Here is a 19637-nt window from a genome sequence, read left to right on the forward strand (position 1 = left end):
TTGGCCGCGATGCGGTAGTGGGTGTCCTTACAGACCGTATCGCGGCCAAGGCCGCTCCTGCAAACCGAAGGAGTCGTACCCCATGAACAACACCCAACCCCTGCGCGTCGGCATCGGCGGACCGGTCGGCTCCGGCAAGACCGCCCTGACCCTGGCGCTTTGCCTGGCGCTGCGCGACAAGTACAACATCGCGGTGGTCACCAACGACATCTACACCGCCGAGGATGCGCAGTTCCTGGTGCGCAACGAGGCGCTCGCCCCGGAGCGCATCATCGGCGTGGAAACCGGCGGCTGCCCGCACACCGCGATCCGCGAGGACGCCTCGATCAACCTGGAGGCGGTGGACCGCCTGAACCGGCGTTTCCCGGGGCTGGACATCATCTTCGTCGAGTCCGGCGGCGACAACCTGGCGGCGACCTTCTCGCCGGAGCTCTCCGACCTGACCCTCTACGTCATCGATGTGTCGGCCGGCGACAAGATCCCGCGCAAGGGCGGCCCCGGCATCACCCGCAGCGACCTGCTGGTGATCAACAAGATCGACCTCGCGCCGCTGGTCGGCGCCTCGCTGGAAGTCATGGACCGCGACGCGCGCAAGATGCGCGGCGAGCGTCCCTTCGTCTTCAGCAACCAGAAGACCGGCCAGGGCCTGGCCGAGATCATCGACTTCATCGAACGCCAGGGCCTGCTGCTGCCCGCGGCGGCCTGAACGCCCAATCACCTCTCACCAAGGAGCGCACATGAACATCGCCCGTCTCGCCACCGCCGCCGGCCTCGCCCTGTGGGCCGGCGCCGCCGCCGCCCATCCGGGCCACGAATCCGCCAGCTTCTTCTCCGGTATCACGCACCCGTTGGGTGGCGCCGACCACCTGCTGGCCATGCTCGCCGTCGGCCTCTACGCCGCGCGCCAGGCCGGCCGCCAGCGCTGGGCGCTGCCTGCAAGCTTCGTGCTGGCGATGCTGGCCGGTGCCGGGCTGGGCGCGCTGGGCATCATGCTGCCCGCGGTGGAAGCCGGCATCGCCGCCTCGGTGCTGGTGCTGGGCCTGCTGATCGCCTTCGCCGCCCGCCTGCCGGTGGCCGCCGCGCTGCCGCTGGTGGCGGGCTTCGCGCTGTTCCACGGCCATGCCCACCACGCCGAGATGGGCGAGGGCACGCTGGCCGCCTACGCCGCCGGCTTCGCGCTGGCCACCGCGGCGCTGCACGCTGCGGGCTATCTGGTCGGCCGCTGGCTGCCGCAGAGCCTGTGGGCGCAGCGTCTGCAGCGCGCCGCCGGCGCACTGATCGCCGGCGCGGGGGCGGTGTTCCTGGGGGCCTGAAACCTTCCGGCGCAGCGCCTTCGCTGCGCTGCAATATTTACGACATCTTTACGCGCCGCTCACTAGCATCCGCTCACCAGTTGCCGGACCGGCCGGGCTCATCGGGCCGTCCGCCGCAACGCCCCCGACACGGTGAGACGCGTGCTAGGCAACAAGCAATACGCATCCGCCGGCCTCCGTCGCTGAACGGGGCCGGCGCATGCGCCCCTTCTTCCCAACCCTGAATGCGCTGGGCCTGATGCTGGGCCTGTTCGGCGCGGTCATGGCCTTTCCGCTGGCGGTGTCGTGGTGGCTGGACGACGGCGCCACTTACGCCTACGACGAGGCGATCGCCATTACGCTGGCGGCCGGCTTCCTGCTGTGGGCGGCGACCCGCAATGGCCGGCGCGACCTGCGCACGCGCGACGGCTTCCTGCTGGTGGCCGGCACCTGGGTGGTGACCCCGGTGTTCGCCGCGCTGCCGCTGCTGTTCTACCTCCCCGGGCTGTCCTTTACCGACGCCTATTTCGAGGCAGCCTCGGGCCTGACCACCACCGGCGCCACGGTGCTCACCGGGCTGGATACGCTGCCCATCTCGATCAATCTGTGGCGCACCTTCATGCACTGGATAGGCGGCATGGGGGTCATCGTGCTGATGGTGGCGGTGCTGCCGCTGCTGGGCATCGGCGGGCGCCAGCTGTTCAAGGCCGAAGCGCCCGGGCCATTGAAGGAAACCGGCCTCACGCCGCGCATCGCCGAAACCGCCAAGGGGCTGTGGACGGTCTACCTGCTGCTCACCGTGGCCTGCGGCTTCAGCCTGTGGGCAGCGGGCATGGCGCCGTGGGAGGCGCTGATCCATTCCTTCACCATCACCGGGCTGGGCGGCTTCTCCAGCAAGGACGCCTCGCTGGGCTACTTCAACAGCGTGCCGGTCGAAATCGTCACCATGGTCTTCGCGCTGCTCGCCGGGTTGAACTACGCCACCCATTTTCTCGTGTGGCTCCGTCGCAGCCTGCAGCCCTACGCTGCCGACCCGGAGATTCCCTGGTTCTTCGCGGTCCTGGTCCTGAGTACCGCAATGATCACGCTCTTCCTGCTGCCGTCCCACGCGCATGCCAGCCCCGCGGAAACCCTGCGCTACGTGTCCTTCCACGTGGTGTCCATTGCCACCTCGCTTGGCCTGGCGACCTACGACTACACGCTGTGGCCGATGTTCGCCCAGCTGTGGATTCTCTTCCTCGGCAGCTTCGCGCCCTGTTCGGGCTCCACCGGCGGCGGCATCAAGATGATCCGCGCAATCATGCTCTACAAGCAGGTGTACCGTGAGGTCATCCGTTCGCTGCACCCGCGCGCCGAGGCGCCGGTGCGGGTGGGCGGCGCCAATGTGTCCGAGACCGTGCTGCATGCGGTGCTGGGTTTCAGCTTCCTCTACATGGTGTCCATCGTCGCGCTCACCCTGGTGCTCACCGCCAGCGGGCTGGACGTGGTGACCGCCTTCTCGGCGGTGGTGGCCTGCATCAACAACACCGGCCCCGGCCTGGGCGCGGTCGGGCCGGCGGGCAACTACCAGGGGCTGGGCGACTTCCAGATCTGGGTGCTGTCCTTCACCATGATCCTCGGTCGGCTGGAGATCTTCACCCTGCTGGTGGTGCTCACGCCGTCGTTCTGGCGGCGCTGAATCGCGGCCAAGGCCGCTCCTGCGCAGCACCCGCGACCTGTAGGAGCGGCCTTGGCCGCGATACGGACTTTGGGAAGACGACGGCCGCGATCGCGGGCAAGCCCGCTCCTACACCAGGCGGTAGCCGATGCCGGTTTCGGTCAGCAGATGGCGCGGGAAGGCCGGCGTGGCTTCCAGCTTGCGCCGCAGGCTGGCCATGTGCACCCGCAGGTAGTGGGTGTGCTCCACGTGGTTGGGGCCCCAGACCTCGGCCAGCAGGTGGCGGTGGGTGAGCACCCGGCCGGCGTTGGCCACCAGGTGGGCAAGCAGCTTGTATTCGATCGGCGTCAGGTGCACCGCCTCGCCGGCGCGGCGCACGCTGCGCTGGGCGAGGTCCACCTCGACGTCGCCGAAGCGCGCTACCGCCGGCTCGCCGCTGCGCGCCAGCGCGGTGCGGCGCAGCAGGGCGCGCAGGCGGGCGAGCAGTTCGGCCACGCCGAAGGGCTTGGTCAGGTAGTCGTCGGCGCCGGCGTCGAGCGCGGCGACCTTGTCGGCTTCGTCGGTGCGCGCCGACAGGATCAGCACCGGCACCGTGCTCCAGCCGCGCAGCGTGCGGATCAGTTCGATGCCGTCCATGTCCGGCAGGCCGAGGTCGACGATCACCAGGTCGGGCTTGCGCGCGCGCGCCTCGATCAGCCCGCGCTCGCCGTTGGCCGCCTCCACCACCTGACAGTCGCTGGCGGCCAGCGCGCCGCGCAGGAAGCGGCGGATCTGCGGCTCGTCCTCGACCACGACCACCACCGGCGCGGGGGCGGCGCTCTTCATGCGGCCTCCTGCGGCAGCGCCGGGGCAGTGCCGCGCGGCAGGGCGATCTCGAAGCAGGCGCCGCCCTCCGTGCGGTTGAACGCGCGCACCCGGCCGCCGTGCGCGGCAACCACCGCCTGAACGATGGCCAGGCCGAGGCCGACGCCGCCGATGGCGGATTCCTTCTGGCCGCGGGTGAACTTGGCGAACAGCGCGTCGATGCGCCCCGGCGGCAGGCCGGGGCCGTTGTCGCACACCTGCAGGATCATCTCGTCCCCGTCGGCGCGGGCGCGGATCTCGATGCGCGAGCCGGGCGGGGTGTACTTGGCGGCGTTTTCCAGCAGGTTGCACAGCACGCGCTCGAACAGCACGCTGTCGATGTCCACCAGCGGCAGCTCGGCGGGCAGGTCGATGAGCAGTTCATGCCGCCCGAGCAGCGAGGCGCGCGCCTGCAACGCGGCGCCGACCACTTCTTCCAGCGGTTGCCACTCGCGGCGCAGGCGCACGCCGCCCGATTCGATGCGCGCCATGTCCAGCAGGTTGGCCACCTGCGCGCTGGAGCGCTGCGCCTCGGCGCCGATCGCCGCCACCATCTCGGCCTGCTCGGCGGACAGCGGCGGCGGAGTGAGCGCCACCGTGTCGGCCAGCCCGGCGATGGCGGTGAGCGGGGTGCGCAGGTCGTGGGAAAGGGCGGCGAGCAGCGAGTTGCGCAGGCGCTCGGACTCCATCGCCAGCTCGGTGCTGCGCGCCACGGCGACGTAGTGCAGGCGTTCCAGGGCGATCGCCAGCAGGCTGGCGAAGGCGTCCAGCAGCGGCGCCGGCGGGGGCTCGGCGGGGTCGCCGTGCAGCGCCAGCACACCGCGCACCCGCATCGGCGCGCGCAGCGGCAGCCAGCGGATCGGCTTGCCGGCGGCGTCGGTGGTGTGCTGCGCTTGCCCATTGCGCCAGGCGGCCTGCGCGGCCGGCGGCGCTTCGGCCGCGGGGTCGGGGCCGGCGTCGGCAGGCCGCAGGCGGTCCTGCTCGTCCGGCAGCCACAGCACGCAGTCGCAGCCGAATACCTCGCGGGTGAAGCGTTCGGCGTTCGCTGCGATCTGCTCGACCGCGAGCGCGGCCGACAACTCGCGCGCCAGGCCGTAGAGCGCCTGGGTCTGCCGCTCGCGCTGTTCGGCCGCGTCGCGCTGGCGGCGCAGGCGTGCGGCCAGCTCCGCGGTGGTCAGGGCGACCAGCAGCAGCACCGCGAAGGTGAGCAGGTACTGGACGTCGTGCACCCCCAGGGTGAAATGCGGCGGCACGAAGAACAGGTCGAACAGCGCCACCGACAGGAAGGCTGCGAGCACCGCCGGTCCGCGCCCCAGCCTGACCGCCGAGAACAGCACCGCGAGCGGGAACAGCATGGCGATGTTGGCGAGGTCGAGATGCCCGAGCAGCGGGGCGCCGACCGCCGCGATGGCGCCCACCGACAACACCGCCAGCCCATAGTCGCGCCAGCCGGCGCGGTGGGGAGGAGCGGAGGGAACGGAAGCGGGCATGACGTGATCGACCGTGAAGACGGAGGGCGCGTGGCCGCGTATGGTAGCAAGCCGTGCTGTAATGTTCCGCGCCGCTGCCGCGACTGAGCCACAAGCCCCCACAGGAGACCCGTACATGCACGCCACCTTGCCCCTGCTCCGGCAGACGGATTTTCCGCCGCTCGCGCGCGACACCCTGCAGACCCTGCAGGTCAATCTCGGCTACCGCTGCAACCAGAGCTGTGTGCACTGCCATGTGAACGCCGGCCCCAAGCGCACCGAGGAGATGAGCGGCGAGACGGTGGATGCGCTGCTCGCCTTCCTCGATGCCAGCCCTCGGGTGAACACCCTGGACCTCACCGGCGGCGCCCCCGAACTGAACCCGCACTTCCGCCGCCTGGTGGTGGCTGCGCGCGCCCGCGGCCTGCATGTGATCGACCGCTGCAACCTCACCATCCTGTACGAGTCGGGGCAGGAGGGGCTGGCCGAGTTCCTCGCCGACCACCGCGTCGAGGTGGTCGCCTCGCTGCCCTGCTACCTGGAGGACAACGTCGACCGCCAGCGCGGCAAGGGCGTGTTCGCCACCAGCATCCGCGCGCTGCGCCGGCTCAACGAACTTGGCTACGGGCAGGCCGGCGGCGAGCGCGTGCTGTCGCTGGTGTACAACCCGCAGGGCCCCAGCCTGCCGCCGCCCCAGGCGGCGCTGGAGGCGGCCTACCGCGAGCATCTGGGCGAAGAGTTCGGCATCGTGTTCACCCGCCTGTTCACCCTGGCCAACATGCCCATCCAGCGTTTCGGCTCGATGCTGGTCAGCAAGGGCGAGTTCAACCGCTACCTGGACCTGCTGCGCGGCGCGCACCGCGACGAGAACCTCGCCGGGGTGATGTGCCGCAGCCTGGTGAGCGTGGACTGGCAGGGCTATCTGTACGACTGCGACTTCAACCAGCAGCTCGGCCTGCCCTTGGCCGCGCCGGACGGCAGCCCGCGCCTGCACATCACCCAGGCCACCGCTGCGGCCCTGGCCGGCCTGCCGATCCGGGTGGCGGCGCATTGCTGGGGCTGTACCGCGGGGCAGGGCTCGAGTTGCGGCGGCGCGCTGGACGACGGTACGGCCGCCGCCCCGGCCTGTGGCACGCGCTGAGCGCCGCATGGGCGATGACGCCCGGGATGTGCAATGAGCGCACCCCACGCTGACTGTGCCCCTGCGCCCGGCCGTGAGGACGGGCCTGCGCCGCGCCTCGCGGTGCTGCTGCCGATCGCGCAGGATGCCGCACGGGGCTACGCGCAGCTGCGCCTGATGGCACCGCTGCGCCGCTGCGGCGTGGAGCTGATCGCCACCACGGCCGACGCCGATGCGGGGGCCGTGCCGGTGCTGCGCCACATGGCCTCGCGCCTGCTCACCGTGCCGGGGGCGCTGCCCGCCCAGTACAACGCCGCGGCGGCCTTTGCGCGCGCCGACACCCTGCTTCTGCTGCCGGAAGGCGTGCTGTTGCCGTCCTTCGCCGATCAGCTGGTGGAGCGCGCGCTGGAGCAGGCCGGTAGCGACTGGGGCTGGTTCGACATGCGCTGCACCCGGGCGCTGAGCGGCTTGCTGGTCACTGCCTGGATCGGGCTGCGGGCGAGCTGGCGTGCCGGCCTGCACCGCACGCATCCGCTGTTCGTGCGCCGCAGCGCCTTCATGGCGGTGGGGGGCGTGCCGTCCGACGCGGCCTGCGTGCCCGCGGCCCTGGCGCGGCGGCTCGGGGCCTCGGCCCGCAGGCCGGTGCGCATCCGCACGCCTGCGCTCGCAGGCTATCGCTGGGTGGTCGAGCCCGCAGCGTTCGGCACCCGATGATGAAGGAGAAGGCGATGAAGCTCGAAGGAATCCAGGCTTGCGTGTTCGATGCCTATGGCACGCTGTTCGATGTGGCCGCGGTGGCGCGCGGCGCGGACGAGGCGCTGGGCGAGCATGCCCGCGCAATCGTGGAGCTGTGGCGCGCGAAGCAGCTGCAATACACCTGGCTGCGCGGACTGGCCGGGCACCATGCGGACTTCTGGCAGGTCACCGAAGACGCGCTGGGCTTTGCGCTGGCCAGCCATGGACTGGACGACGCGGCGCTGCGCGAACGCCTGATGGCCTGCTACCTGCGCATTCCGGTTTATCCCGAGGTGCCGGATGTGCTGCACAGGCTGCGCGCCGCGGGGATGAAGCTGGCCATCCTGTCCAACGGCACGCCGGCGATGCTTGAATCGGCGGTGGCGCACGCGGGGCTCTCGGACTGTTTCGACGCCGTGCTCTCGGTGGAGGCGGTGGGCGTGTTCAAGCCGCATCCCTCGGTCTACCGGCTGGGCGAGCAGGCCCTGGGCCATCCTGCGCAGGCCATGTGCTTCGTCTCTTCCAATGGCTGGGATGCCTGTTCGGCCCGGGCCTACGGCTACCGGGTGATGTGGTGCAACCGCTTCGGCCAGCCGGCCGAGCGCATCCCGGCCGAGCCGGACGGCATGCTGCCGGATCTGAACGGACTGCCAGCGGTGCTGGGAGTGGCTTAGGCTGCTCAGGCCTCGTCCGTCTTCCGGTTCCCGCCAGCCGCGGAGCGGGCCTCGTCGCGCGCCGCCAGTTCGCCATGCGCGAAGCGCGTCGTCATGCGGCGGATGAAGGCCATCTGCTCCTGGTAGTTGCTGCACCCGGAGCACATCATCAGATGCATGCGCAGGGTGAGCCGCTCGCGCAGGGCGAGCTCGCGGTCCAGCGCTTCGGAGCACAGGCGGGTGGCTTCCTTGCAGTTCAGCATGTGCGGCACGCTCCCTTGACGAACCAGTTGCTCTCCAGGCAGCCGCGCAGGCCGGTGCGGGCGCGGTGCAGGATGACGTGGCAGTTGTTCGCGGTGATGCCCAGTTCGGTGCAGATCTCCGCGGTTTCCAGCCCGAGCATCTCGCGCATCATGAACACCCGCGCGATGTTCTCCGGCAGGTGATCCAGGCAGGCTTCGAACACCGCCCAGAACTGCTTGTTCTCCAGCGATTCCTCCGGCGCCGCCCAGGCCGCCGGGCGGCAGTCCGGGTGCCAGTGGCCATTGGCGCGGAACAGGGCGTCGATGGCGCCGTCCTCGTCCTCGCTCTCGCCGTTGCTGCCGATGACCGTGCTCAGCGCAGGCGAGCGGCTGCCGCGGCGCAGGATGTCCACGATCTTGTTGCGCAGGATGCCGAACACCCAGGTCTTCAGCGCGGCCGTGCCGGCATAGCTGGCGGCATTCACCAGGGCCGCCTCGATGGCCTCCTGGACGGCGTCCTCGGCCAGCTCGGCGTCGCGCAGTTGCAGGCGGGCGAAGCGCAGCATGTCCTGATGCAGGGCGGCGAGCCGGACCGGGTCGGACAGTTGCTGGGCTGCGCTCGCATGCGGCTCGGTGGCTTGGGCGCCGGTCATGGAATCTCCTGTGGACGGATCGGGTGTGCGGCCGCATTCCGGGGCGACATGTGCTGGCCCGCAGATGGTAACGCAGCCGGGCGGGGGCGACGCCGCGGCACCGCCGGACATGTCGCACGAGCTGCCCGGAACCTTACAGCACACATGCGCCGCAGCGCGATCCGGCGCGCGACCGGAAGAATTTCCGCAGGTCGCTGTAAGGAAGTGGCCGCAGCGACGACACAGCCCATGCAAGCACACCGGCACCCGCCGGCGCGCCTGCACCCATCCCGGATCACCCACAAGGAGAGACACATGAACCGCACCGCTACCCGCCAGGCCACCGCCGCCGCCCTCGCGCTCGCCCTCGGCGCAGCACTCAGCATGTCGGCCGTGCCCGCTGCGGCGGCCGATGCCGACAAGGAAAAATGCTACGGCGTGTCGATGAAGGGCAAGAACGACTGCGCCGCCGGCCCCGGCACCACCTGCGCGGGAACGTCCAAGATGGACTACCAGGGCAACGCCTGGAAGTACGTGGCCAAGGGCTCCTGCGAGCAGATGAAGTCGCCGACCTCGCCCACCGGCCAGGGCCAGCTCGAAGCCTTCCAGGAAAAGAAATCCTGAGCGGCCGGCGCGGAGCGTTCGCCATGTCCACGGCCATCCATCCCGCCACGCATGCCGCGGGCGCAGCCGCGCTGCCGCCGCGGGCGGGTCTGGGGCTCAAGCCGGCGCATGTCCGGCAGATCCTCGAGACCCGCCCGGCGGTGGGCTTCTTCGAAGTGCACGCCGAGAACTACATGGTCCCCGGCGGGCCTTTCCATGAACACCTGGGCCGTATCCGCGCCGACTTTCCGCTGTCGGTGCATGGCGTGGGGCTGTCGATCGGCGGGGAGGAGCCGCTGGACGAGGCCCATCTCGACCGCCTCGCGGCGCTGCTCGAGCGCTACGCGCCGCAGGCCTTCTCCGAGCACCTCGCGTGGTCCGGTCACGGCGGGGCCTTCTTCAACGACCTGCTGCCCCTGCCGTACACGCCGGCCACGCTCGCCCGCGTATGCGCGCATGTCGACCGCGTGCAGGAGCGCCTGCGCCGGCCGATGCTGCTGGAGAACCCGGCGACCTATGTGGAATTCGCCGAGTCCACGCTCGCCGAGACCGAGTTCATCGCCGAGGTGGTGCGCCGCACCGGCTGCGGTCTGCTGCTGGATGTGAACAATGCCTACGTGTCCTGCGTGAACCACGGGCGCGAGCCGCGCGCCTACCTGCAGGCCCTGCCGCTTGCCGCGGTGGGCGAGATCCACCTGGCCGGTTTCGCCCGCCAGATGGACGCCGCCGGCGACGAGCTGCTGATCGACAGCCACGGCTCGCCGGTGGACCGCGCGGTGTGGGCGCTCTACGAGTTCGTGCTGGCACGGCTCGGCCCCACGCCGACGCTGATCGAGCGCGACAACGACATTCCGCCCTTCGACGTGCTGCTGGGCGAGGCCGCCGAGGCCGGGCGCCTGCTCGCCGCGGTGCGCAGCGAGGTGACGGCATGAGCGGCCAGGCCGGGTTCGCCGCCGCGCTGCTCGACGCCGGATTGCCCTGCCCGGACGGGCTGGTGGCGTGGAACGGCTCGGACCCCGCGCGGCGCTTCGCGGTGTATCGCAACAACGTGGTGGTGTCGCTGGTCGATGCGCTGGCAGAGGCTTTCCCGGTGGTGCATGCGCTGGTCGGCGGCGAGTTCTTCCGCGCCATGGCGCAGGTCTTCGTCACCACGCGGCCGCCGCGCTCGCGCCTGCTGGCCTTCTACGGCGAGGGCTTCGCCGATTTCGTCGCCGCCTTCCCGCCGGCCGCGGAGCTGCCCTGGCTGGCCGACGTGGCGCGTCTGGAGATGCTGCGCGTGCGTGCCTACCACGCGGCCGATGCCGAGGCGCTGCCGCAGGCCGCCATCGGCGCGCTGCTGGCCGACCCGGCGCGCCTGCCGGGGGCGGGCTTCGGCCTTCATCCGGCGCTCGGCGTGCTGCGTTCGGCGCACGCGGTGGTGGATCTGTGGGCGGCGCACCAGGTCGATGCCCCGGACCTCTCCGGGCTGGACCCGGCGCGCCCGCAGGCCGCCCTGGTGATGCGCGAGCAAGATGCGGTGACGGTGACGGAAATCCCCGTGCCGGCCGCAGCGTTCGTCGAATGCCTGCAGACCGGTGCGAACCTGGGTGAGGCCCTGGACGCGTGCAGCGCGCACGGGGGCTTCGACCCCGCAGCGGCGCTGGGCGCGCTGCTGCGGGCGCAGGCCATCGTGTCGATCCGCGAAGGAGACAAGGACCATGAATAGTCGAACCGATGCAGCGGCTGCGACAGTTACGCCGTCGGTCGGGCCGGCCGCCCTGGTGCGCCGTTTCGTGGCGCTGTGCGAGTGCGTGCCGCATGCGCTGATCGCCTTCCTCGGACGCTTCTCGATCGCCGCGGTGTTCTGGCAGTCCGGGCAGACCAAGGTCGAAGGGCTGGCGATCAACCTGGTCGCGGGCGAGTTCACCCTGGGCTGGCCGCGCCTGTCCGACACCGCGGTGTTCCTGTTCCGCGAGGAATACCGGTTGCCGTTGATCGCGCCGGAGATTGCCGCGCCGCTGGCGGCCTTTGCCGAGCACCTGTTTCCGCTATTGCTGCTGCTCGGCCTGGCGACGCGCTTCTCCGCGCTGGCCCTGCTGGTGATGACGGCGGTGATCCAGCTGCTGGTCTATCCGGGGGCCTATCCCACCCACGGCGTGTGGGCGGCGGTGCTGCTCTACCTGCTGGCGCGCGGGCCGGGCCGGCTGTCGCTGGATCACTGGATCGCGCGCCGCGCCGGCGGCGCCTGAGCAAGGCGCCGGCTTACTCGCCGGCGCCTTCGGCGTACACCCGGAAGCTGTTCCTGCCCTCCAGCTTGGCGTGGTACATCGCGTTGTCGGCGTTGCTCAGCAGGTCGGTGGCTTCTTCGCCGTGGGTCGGGTAGAGGCTTACGCCGATGCTGGCGCCTATCATCGTTGGCTTGCCGTCGATCTGGAAGGGTTCGAGGAAGCAGTCGTGCAGCTTAGCGGCGACCAGCGCCGCGTCCTCGGGGCCTTCCAGATTCTCCTCGAGCACGGTGAATTCGTCGCCGCCCAGGCGGGCCACGGTGTCGTCGGCCCGCACATGGGCGCGCAGGCGGTTGGCGACCGCGCGCAGCACCTCGTCGCCCACCGCGTGGCCGCGCTCGTCGTTGATCTCCTTGAAGTGGTCCAGGTCGACGAAGAGCAGGGCAAACGGCTTGCCGCTGCGTCGCGCACGCGTGATGGCGGCTTCCAGGTAGATCTGGAACATGCGCCGGTTGGGCAGGCCGGTGAGCGAGTCGTGATGCGCCAGATGGTCGAGTTCGCTGCGGCGGTGTTCCAGTTCGTCCAGTTGCGAGGCGATCTGTTGCTGCATGTGTGCCACGCTGCGCGCGAGCACGCCCAGTTCGTCCTGGCGGTGAACCGGGAGCACACCCGCCTTCTCGCCACGCGAGATGGCCATGACCGCGTTTGCCATGGTGTTGACGGGGCCGGTTACCGCGCGGGCGACCAGCGCCGAGATGCCCACCGCGAGCAGGCTGAACAGCAGGACGAGTTCCAGCGTGCTCTGGCGCTGGCTGGTCGACAAGGCGAGCACTTCGTCCAGCGGCTGCGAGAGACCCAGCACCAGGAAGCGGCCGTCGTCGACGTCGCCGAAGGGCAGGCGCACGAAGGCCACCGCCTCGCCATCGCCGTTCCCGGAATCAGGGGTCACCACCACGCTGCCGCGGCGTCCTTCGATCAGCTCGGCGACGGGAGGATAGGTCTGCTGCACCAGCAGCGGCCTGCCGTGTTCGAAACCGAAGGTCTGAGCCGGGTCCGGGTGCACCAGGAAATCGCCACGGTGGTTGGCGAGATACACCCGGTAGCTGGCCGGCAGGTCCTGGTGCAACTGACCGAAGTAACGCTGCAGGTCCAGGGTGATGACCGCGACGCCGAGTACGACGCCGTCGCCGTCGATCACCGGGCTGGCGACCCGCAGGATGGGCTGGCCGGCGACCGTCGGCGCGTCGTCCTCGCGGTTCAGGCCGATGTCCGAGAGGTAGACCTGGCCCGGGCCGCGGCGCAAGGTCTCGAATACATAGGGGGCGTGCCCCTTCTCCTGCAGTGCCAGTCCGGTCAGGCGCACGGTGCCGCTGCCGAGGCGGTCCACCCGCACCTGTTCCAGGCCGTGGTCCGCACCGCCGATCAGGCGGATGCGCGCGTAGCTGGGGTAGCTGGCCATCATTGCGGCGAAGCTCTCCGCGAGGCCGTCGCGCGCCGCCTGTGCGTCGGGGGTGTCCTCCGCGCCGAGCGCGCGAACCGCGTCAGGCAGGCGCGCGAGCACGCCAACATCGCGGGCCACCTTGCCCAACGAGATTTCCAGGCTGCGACCGAGTACTTGTGTCGCCGTGAGCAGATCGCGTTCGGCGGCCAGGCGCAGTCGCTGGCTGCCGTTCAGGTAGGTGTAGTAACCGGTCAGCACCACCGCCAGCACCCCGAATGCGGCCAGCAACAGGCCGAGGCGGGTGGCGATGCCGATGCGCGCCATGTCAGAAGGTCTCCGGCCGGTCGCCGGCCATGATGCGCTGCCACAGACGGGCGCGGCGCGCGTCGTCCTCGACCGGTTCGAGCCAGATCAGGCGCTTGTCCTCGGCCGGCGCGCTGTCTTGCTCGGTGGTGTTGCCCAGTCCGTGGCGTTCGGTGAGCGCCCGGCTTGCGGCCGGTTCGAGCATGAAGTCTATCCAGCGTTCGGCCAGGACCACATCGCGGGCACCGCGCGAGATCGCCCAGCAGTCCAGCCAGGCCAGCGCACCCTCGCGCGGGATGGCGTAGCCGACGTTCAGGCCGGCGTCGCGCAACTGCTTGAGCTGCTGGGTGCCGTAGTTGGCGAACAGCAGCACCGCGCGGTGGCGGCGGAAGAGTTCTACCGAATCCTCGGGCAGGGTGTAGAAGGCCAGCACGTTGCGGCGCAGTTCGATCAGGCTGCGGACGAGGCGGGGAAAGTCGGCGTCGGCGATGCGGAAGGGGTCGATGTCCTCGCGGATCGCCGCCAGCGAGAAGGCATGCGTGCTGCCGTCGTAGGCCAGCACCCGCCCGCGGTAGAGCGGGTTCCACAGTACCGCCAGCGTGTCCGGCGGGGCGGGGAAGGCCTGGCGGTCGTAGATCAGCCCCATCTCCGCATAGGTGTAGGGCACGGCATGGCGCTTGCCGTCGCGCACGATGCCGTCCAGTCCCTGCAGGTCGCGGAAGCGTGGCAGCTGGCGGGCGATGCCGGGAATATGTGCGGCTTCGATCGGCTGCAGCAGGCCATCGGCAATGAAGCGCTCGATCTCGGCGGTATTGGCCGCGACCACGTCGAAATCGCCGCCCGCCCGGGTGGCCAGATGCGCGCGCAGCTGGTCGTCGGAGCCGACCAGGGTGATCTCCACCCGCGCGCCGGTACGCCGTTCGAATATCTCGACGAGATCATCGTCCGCGTAGCCCGGCCAGCTGAGTACCCGGAGTACGCTTTCGGCGTAGGCTGCTCCGCCGCCCAGGCAGCAGCATGCCGCCACCGCGAAGCTCAGCAAGCCGCGCAGCAGCGGGTAGGAATGCAGGGCCGGACAGCGTTTGGTGTCCATCGTCCGCCAAAGGACATAGTGCGCACCATTATTGGCAGTTCCGCGCGAAATGGGAACGGGCCGCGCCGATAAATTGTTACCCATTTCGGGCAGGCTCACGCGTCCTTGTCCGGCGCTGGCGCATGGCCGTCCTGCAGCCAGCAAACCCATTGCCCGCAGGCATTGCGCGGACCGCGCAGGCTGCCGTGCCACGGGCCTTCGACGCAGGGGCCGCGCAGGCGCTGGGGGTCGGGCAGCACGGTAGCGCCATCGCCGGCATGCTCGCGTACGCCGCCCCAGCGCTTGCAGGTGGGGCAGCGCCCCGTTTCGGCAGGCTGCACCGGGCCGCTCCTAGACGCCGAAGTAGCGGCCGGGGCGGTGGTTGATGGCGATGACCAGGTTCACCGCCAGGGCGCCCAGCACCGAGAGGGCGACCAGCCACGGAGCGATCCAGATCAGCGCGGCGCCCAGGATCAGCACGTCGGCGATCATCTGCACGGTGCCGGCGCGCCAGCCCTTGTTGCGCTGCAGCCAGATGGCCAGCACACCGATGCCGCCCAGACTGGCGTGGTGACGGATCAGCATCAGCAGGCCGGTGCCGGCGAGCAGGCCGCCCATCACCGCGCCGAAGGCCGGGTGCAGCGTGCCCAGGCTGATCACCTGGGGCAGGACCTCGGTATACACGGACAGCAGCAGCACCGCGCAGAAGGTCTTGATGGTGAACTCCCAGCCCATCGCGCGGACCGCGAACACATAGAAGGGGATGTTGATCAGGAAGTAGATCAGGCCGAAGTTGTGGCCGCTGGCGTAGTGCACCAGCAGGGTCAGCCCCGCGGTGCCGCCGATCAGCAGCCCGGCGTGCTTGAAGAAGAGCACCGACAGGGCGACGAACAGAGAGCCGGCGAGCAGGCCCTGGGCGTCTTCGAGCAGGTTGTGGCGGGCGGAGGAACTGGCTGAGGGCATGGGCGCGGAAATCCGGTGTATCGCCGCGGGTGGCGGCTCGTGACGGCGCCCGCGAAGGCCGCGATAGGCGGCGTCCGGGGCGCGGCGATCATAACGCGCCGGGCCGGCCGCAGGTAAGCGCGGGTTTCCCCGCAGACGCGCTTGTCCTACTCCCCGTGTTCGGTCAGGCGCGACAGCTTCCAGGCCATGGCGCCGAGTACCGCCACGGCGGTGAGCAGACTGGCCCACAACATCCAGCGCCGTGCGTCCACCGGGGCGGCCAGGCGATCGGGGCCGCCGGCGGCGACCGCTTCGCCGAGTGCGGCGTCGGCGATCGGCAGATGGCTCTGGTCTTCGCGCTCGTAGCCGGGCACCAGGCCGTCGATGGCAAATGCCGCGTTGCCGGCGCGATGGCGGCCATAGGCCAGCGTGAAGGGCGGGTTGCCGCGCGCAGCGAACACCAGGGCGTGCGGCACCCAGCCAATCTCGACCACCGGCGTGCCAGTGCCGAAGCCGCCGCCGCGCGCGTCGGCGCGCAGCATCAGTTCGGCCGCCGGCCGCACCGGCAGGTCCGGGTTGCGCCGCTCGCCGCCGTCCTCGCTCAGGCGGTACACGCTGTGGCGGCCGAGCGAGCGCCAGGGCGCGTCGCCGTGGGCGCGGGTGAACAGCTCCACCGGCACCACGCTGTTGGCCTGCGGCAGGTCCACCCGCAGGCGGTCGGCGGGCATTGCGCCCGGTACCGCGAACACGTATTCGGCATGATCGCCGACCTTGCGCACCGCAGGCGCCTCCAGCGCGAGCCAGGTGCGCGGCACCTCGACCGCGGCGGGCACCGGTTCGACGCGGGCCGCTTCGAACACCCGCTCGCGCATGCCCTCCGGCGGTGCGCCCGACCAGGTCAGGCGCAGGTAGCGTGCCTCGGTGGCCGGCCAGTCGATGCGCAGGCGGGCGAGTTCGTGATCTTCGGCCTGCAGTTGCAGCAGCGGCGCGCTGGCCACCAGGGTGCGCCATTGCGCCAGGTCCTTGCTGGCCTCCACCCGCATGCGCCCGGAAAACTGGCGCTCGCGGTCGGCCACCACCAGTTCCAGTGCGCGGATGCGCTGGCCGATCTGGCTGGCGTCCACCAGCCAGGCACCGGCGGGGCCGCGCGCGCGGGCGGACTCCGGCCCCAGGTTGACCACCGCGCCGCGCTCGTTGGTCTCGATGCGCAGGTTGAGCGCGCGCCCGCTGTCGGCTGCGGCGCCGAGCACGAACAATGGCACGGCGACCGGCGTGCCCGGCAGGTTGCGCTCCAGCGTGCGTGGCTCCAGCGCGTGGGGCACGACCTCGCCGTCGGCGTTGAACACGCGCAGGTCGGAGAGGTCGTCGTGGGTCAGGCTGCGGTATACCGTGGGCGGCAGTTCGACGCGCTGGAAGGGCGCCTGGCGGGCAATGCTCACCGGCGCGGCGTAGGCGTAGTCGTCGATCTCCTCGGCCTGTGCGCCCGCGGCGAACAACACGCCGAGCAGGGCGCAGCAACGGCGGGCCAGGTTTCCAGTCATCTTGCGGTCTCCGCTGCTTTCGGGGGAACGGGGGCGAACCAGCCGATCACCAGCATCAGCAGGCCGACGCCGAGGAAGGACACCACGCGTTCGATGCCGCCAATGTTGGACAGGTCCACCAGGAAGAGTTTTACCACCACCACGCCCATCAGCGCAGCGCCGGCGATCCATGGCGCCCGCCGGGCACGCCGCGCACCGAACACCATCACCGCCAGCGCGATCAGCGTCCAGAACAGGGCCAGCGCGGCATGCACCAGCCGCGAGTCGATCAGCAGATCGAAGTCCCAGGGGATGCCGGCATAGTGGTGCAGGCTGCGCAGCAGCACGCCGTTGGCGAGCGCGAAGGCCAGCGCGGCGAAGACGCCCAGCACCAGGCGGTGGCCTTGTGCGGTGCCGGCGATCAGCCCTTCGCGGCGCAGCGCCGCGTACCACCAGGCGGCGAGCAGCAGCGCGGCGGCCAGGCCGAGTTCCAGCGGGTTGAGCAGCGGCAGGTAGGGCAGCGGGTCGGCGCGCCCGTCGTTGGCCCAGTTGGCGAGCTGGCTCCAGGCGAGCAGGAAGGCCGCCAACGGCGCGCCGCCCAGCAGCAGGTAGCCGCGCCGCTGGGTGCCCAGCGGCCAGCGCGTGCTGCGGAGGGAAGCGAGGCCGGCGATCAGCGCGCCCGGCACCAGCGCGATGCCCACCAGCGACCACGCCGAGGCACCGTCCACCAGCCGGTCGATGCCGCGCGCTGCGGCCAGCCCGCCGACCAGCGCGAACACCCACAGGCCGAGCGCGTGCAGCCAGGGCGCGGCGCGCGGGTGGGCGGCCTCGCGGCAGCGCAGGGCGAACAGATGCGCACCAAGCGCTGCCGGCCAGGCCAGCCAGCCCAGCGCGGCGAGCGGGTTGCGGGAGGTGTCCAGCGTGCCGAGCGCGGCCAGCGCGATCACCGGGCTGATCGCCAGGCTGGCCGTGCCGCCGTGCGCCCACGCGGTGCGCCGTGCGAAGGCCGCCAGCACGGCCGCCGAGGCGGCGAGGAAGAGCAGCAAGGCGTTGGCTTCCAGCGGATAGGCCAGGTGGCGGTCGATCTGCAGCGCGCCGGCCGCCGCCCACCAGCCCAGGCCCCAGGCCAGCAGCACTGGCGCCACGACGCGTTCGTACCGATGGACCGTCCCGCGCATGCGGTCGAGATACCAGGCGCAGAACAGCCCGGCGAAGGCGATCAGCGCGCAGCCGAGGAATTGCGCATTGAGCACCGGCAGCGCGCCGCCGCCCGGCAGGTCGAGCAGGAAGGCCGCGCCCGCGCCCAGCTGCAGCAGCACCGCGAAGGCGCGCGCCGGCAGCCGCGCCTGGCGCACGCCGATCCACAGGATGGCCGCGGCTTCCAGCGCCCACGCGGCGGCGGTCCACCGGCCTTCGAAAGCCAGCGGAATGGCCAGCGTGGCGAACACGATGCCCAGCGCGTAGTAGGCATCGACCAGCAGGCGCAGGCGCGCGCCGCTGCGCGCCCACAGCGTGCGCGCGAGCAGCAGGTAGAGCGCACCGAGCGCCACCGCGCTGAAGGCCGCGCCGTATTCGAAGGCGCTCACCAGGCGCAGCTGCAGGCCGAAGGCGACCAGCGGCACGCCGAACACCAGCGAGGCGTCGACGTAGGCCTGTACCCGGCCCGGTGCGGGCGGCGCATCGTCCGCTTCGCCCAGGCGGCGCAGCGCGTAGCCCACCGGTACCGCGAGGTACATCAGGAAGAACAGCAGCAGGAAGGGCTCGACGCTGGCGAACAGCTCCGCGCGGTAGTAGCGCGCGCCCCACAGCGCGCCGATGACGAAGGTGAAGGCGAAGCCGAGCAGGTTGAACTCGCGCCAGGTGCGCCGCCAGGCCAGCGCCAGCACGCCGGTGTTGAGCACCGCGTAGTAGGAGAACAGCGCCACGTGGCTGCCGCTGCCGGTGGACGCGAGCAGCGGGGCGAGGAAGCCGCCGCAGGTGCCCAGCACTGCAAGGGAGCGGCCGTTCTGCAGCAACGCCAGCACGCCGGAGAAGGCCGCGATGGCCACCAGCGCGGCGAAGGCCGCCGGGGCGGGGATCAGCTGGTAGAGGCGCAGCGCGGCGAACACGGTGAGGTAGAGCAGGCCGACCGCGCCGCCCTGCAGGGCCAGCGCGTAGCCTTCGCGCCGGGTGCGCAGCCGCCAGCCGAGCACCAGCATGACGATGGCGCCGAGCGCCACGCCGCTCAGGCGCAGCTCGATCGGCACCTGCACGCGCTCGTAGGCGTACTTGAGCAGGAAGGCGACGCCGAAGAACAGGATCACGATGCCGATGCGCACCACCATGTTGCCGCCGAACAGCCAGTGGTGCAGCCAGTCGGGCAGGGCGGGGGCGCGGATGGACGGCGGCTGCGGCAGCGGGGTGGGGCGCGGCAGGGACGCGTCGGTGGGCGTTCCGGCGGCGGGCCGGGGCAGCTGTTCCGGCGGCAGGCTGAGATCGAGCTCCAGCGCCGGCGAGGGGGGCGGGGCGGGCGGATGAGCTGCGGCGATTTCGGCCGGCGGTGCCGCGGGCCTCGCCGCGGCCGGTGTGGCGGGCACGGTTTCCAGGGCCGCCACCCGGCGGGCGAGCGCCTCCTGGGTGTGCTGCAGGGCGTCCAGCCGCTCGGCCAGGCGCTGCAACTGCCCGGCGTCGGCCGACGCGCCGCGGCGCGCCAGACGTCCGCCGAGCAGGCCGCCGACGAAGCCGACCAGCAGGATGCCGCCGATGACTGCGAGAACGATGCCTTCCATGGGTCGCTGTTTCTTTCCGGTCTGAGGGAGAAGACCCGCGTCATGCGTCGATGACAGACGGGCTTGCCGCCGGCATGGCCGGCGCACGGTGGCGCAAGAATACCCCGGCTTGCTGTAACGTATCCGCCTGTCGCGACGACA

The 19637-nt window shown here is 71.2% G+C and carries 20 protein-coding genes; 10 read left to right on the top strand and 10 right to left on the bottom strand.

The genetic code is table 11. The features are described from left to right. Positions 1-82: 82 nt before the first annotated feature. The 3 genes from ureG to IAI53_RS04615 all read left to right on the top strand — a co-directional run bounded on the left by ureG (position 83) and on the right by IAI53_RS04615 (position 2970). Positions 83-706, top strand: a complete 624-nt coding sequence (ureG, locus tag IAI53_RS04605) for an urease accessory protein UreG (RefSeq protein ID WP_187716949.1) — start codon at positions 83-85, stop codon at positions 704-706. A gap of 31 nt (positions 707-737) precedes the next feature. Beyond that, complete coding sequence (locus tag IAI53_RS04610; RefSeq protein ID WP_187716950.1) at positions 738-1313, top strand: HupE/UreJ family protein; 576 nt, start codon at positions 738-740, stop codon at positions 1311-1313. 199 nt (positions 1314-1512) lie between these two features. Next, positions 1513-2970 carry a TrkH family potassium uptake protein gene (locus tag IAI53_RS04615; protein ID WP_187716951.1) on the top strand — a complete coding sequence of 486 codons (1458 nt, stop codon included), beginning with the start codon at positions 1513-1515 and terminating at the stop codon, positions 2968-2970. Positions 2971-3078: 108 nt separating this feature from the next. Here IAI53_RS04615 and kdpE read toward each other — a convergent pair whose 3' ends face one another. Continuing rightward, entirely contained in the window at positions 3079-3774 is a 696-nt protein-coding gene (gene kdpE / locus IAI53_RS04620) for a two-component system response regulator KdpE (protein WP_187716952.1), read from the bottom strand. Next, entirely contained in the window at positions 3771-5282 is a 1512-nt protein-coding gene (locus IAI53_RS04625) for a DUF4118 domain-containing protein (RefSeq protein ID WP_187716953.1), read from the bottom strand. The genes kdpE and IAI53_RS04625 overlap by 4 nt, the downstream gene beginning before the upstream one ends. A gap of 115 nt (positions 5283-5397) precedes the next feature. On the opposite strand from IAI53_RS04625, the gene arsS reads away from it, so the two are divergent. The 3 genes from arsS to IAI53_RS04640 are packed head-to-tail and all read left to right on the top strand — an operon-like array spanning position 5398 to position 7790. Beyond that, positions 5398-6402 (top strand): arsenosugar biosynthesis radical SAM (seleno)protein ArsS, encoded by a 1005-nt coding sequence (arsS, locus tag IAI53_RS04630; protein WP_187716954.1) that lies wholly within the window; start codon positions 5398-5400, stop codon positions 6400-6402. 33 nt (positions 6403-6435) lie between these two features. Then, positions 6436-7095: a hypothetical protein gene (locus IAI53_RS04635; protein WP_187716955.1), complete on the top strand. Its 660-nt coding sequence runs from the start codon at positions 6436-6438 to the stop codon at positions 7093-7095. A gap of 14 nt (positions 7096-7109) precedes the next feature. Continuing rightward, entirely contained in the window at positions 7110-7790 is a 681-nt protein-coding gene (locus tag IAI53_RS04640) for a haloacid dehalogenase type II (RefSeq protein ID WP_187716956.1), read from the top strand. A 5-nt stretch (positions 7791-7795) separates the two neighbouring features. Here the strand turns inward: IAI53_RS04640 and IAI53_RS04645 are convergent, their stop codons facing one another. Together IAI53_RS04645 and IAI53_RS04650 are read right to left on the bottom strand one after the other, a co-directional pair. Then, on the bottom strand, positions 7796-8032 hold the full coding sequence (locus tag IAI53_RS04645) for a zf-HC2 domain-containing protein (protein WP_187716957.1): 237 nt from the start codon (positions 8030-8032) through the stop codon (positions 7796-7798). Further along, positions 8026-8664 carry a sigma-70 family RNA polymerase sigma factor gene (locus IAI53_RS04650; RefSeq protein ID WP_187716958.1) on the bottom strand — a complete coding sequence of 213 codons (639 nt, stop codon included), beginning with the start codon at positions 8662-8664 and terminating at the stop codon, positions 8026-8028. Before IAI53_RS04650 ends, IAI53_RS04645 begins: the two co-directional genes overlap by 7 nt. 294 nt (positions 8665-8958) lie before the next feature. Here IAI53_RS04650 and IAI53_RS04655 point away from each other — a divergent pair, with 294 nt between their 5' ends. From IAI53_RS04655 to IAI53_RS04670, 4 genes are read left to right on the top strand one after another with little or no spacing between them, the layout of a single operon-like run. Beyond that, positions 8959-9267, top strand: coding sequence for a BufA1 family periplasmic bufferin-type metallophore (locus IAI53_RS04655; RefSeq protein WP_187716959.1), 309 nt, complete (start codon positions 8959-8961; stop codon positions 9265-9267). 23 nt (positions 9268-9290) lie between these two features. Beyond that, positions 9291-10178: an MNIO family bufferin maturase gene (gene bufB / locus IAI53_RS04660; RefSeq protein WP_187716960.1), complete on the top strand. Its 888-nt coding sequence runs from the start codon at positions 9291-9293 to the stop codon at positions 10176-10178. Continuing rightward, positions 10175-10951, top strand: a complete 777-nt coding sequence (locus IAI53_RS04665; RefSeq protein WP_187716961.1) for an HvfC/BufC N-terminal domain-containing protein — start codon at positions 10175-10177, stop codon at positions 10949-10951. Before bufB ends, IAI53_RS04665 begins: the two co-directional genes overlap by 4 nt. After that, entirely contained in the window at positions 10944-11474 is a 531-nt protein-coding gene (locus tag IAI53_RS04670; protein ID WP_187716962.1) for a DoxX family protein, read from the top strand. Before IAI53_RS04665 ends, IAI53_RS04670 begins: the two co-directional genes overlap by 8 nt. 13 nt (positions 11475-11487) lie before the next feature. Here the strand turns inward: IAI53_RS04670 and IAI53_RS04675 are convergent, their stop codons facing one another. From IAI53_RS04675 to IAI53_RS04700, 6 genes are all read right to left on the bottom strand, one after another. Beyond that, on the bottom strand, positions 11488-13215 hold the full coding sequence (locus IAI53_RS04675) for a GGDEF domain-containing protein (protein ID WP_187716963.1): 1728 nt from the start codon (positions 13213-13215) through the stop codon (positions 11488-11490). 1 nt (position 13216) lies between these two features. Next, positions 13217-14287, bottom strand: coding sequence for an ABC transporter substrate-binding protein (locus IAI53_RS04680; RefSeq protein ID WP_187716964.1), 1071 nt, complete (start codon positions 14285-14287; stop codon positions 13217-13219). 95 nt (positions 14288-14382) lie between these two features. After that, the gene (locus tag IAI53_RS04685; RefSeq protein WP_187716965.1) at positions 14383-14607 is read right to left on the bottom strand and encodes a hypothetical protein; all 225 of its coding nucleotides are present in this window, start codon (positions 14605-14607) and stop codon (positions 14383-14385) included. A 10-nt stretch (positions 14608-14617) separates the two neighbouring features. After that, positions 14618-15229 carry a YitT family protein gene (locus tag IAI53_RS04690; protein ID WP_187716966.1) on the bottom strand — a complete coding sequence of 204 codons (612 nt, stop codon included), beginning with the start codon at positions 15227-15229 and terminating at the stop codon, positions 14618-14620. A gap of 146 nt (positions 15230-15375) precedes the next feature. Beyond that, positions 15376-16749, bottom strand: a complete 1374-nt coding sequence (locus IAI53_RS04695; protein ID WP_187716967.1) for a DUF3999 domain-containing protein — start codon at positions 16747-16749, stop codon at positions 15376-15378. Next, on the bottom strand, positions 16746-19496 hold the full coding sequence (locus IAI53_RS04700; RefSeq protein ID WP_187716968.1) for a DUF2339 domain-containing protein: 2751 nt from the start codon (positions 19494-19496) through the stop codon (positions 16746-16748). The genes IAI53_RS04695 and IAI53_RS04700 overlap by 4 nt, the downstream gene beginning before the upstream one ends. Between the last annotated feature and the right edge of the window lie 141 nt (positions 19497-19637).

The organism is Thauera sedimentorum (assembly GCF_014489115.1).
Taxonomy (GTDB): Bacteria; Pseudomonadota; Gammaproteobacteria; order Burkholderiales; family Rhodocyclaceae; genus Pseudothauera; species Pseudothauera sedimentorum.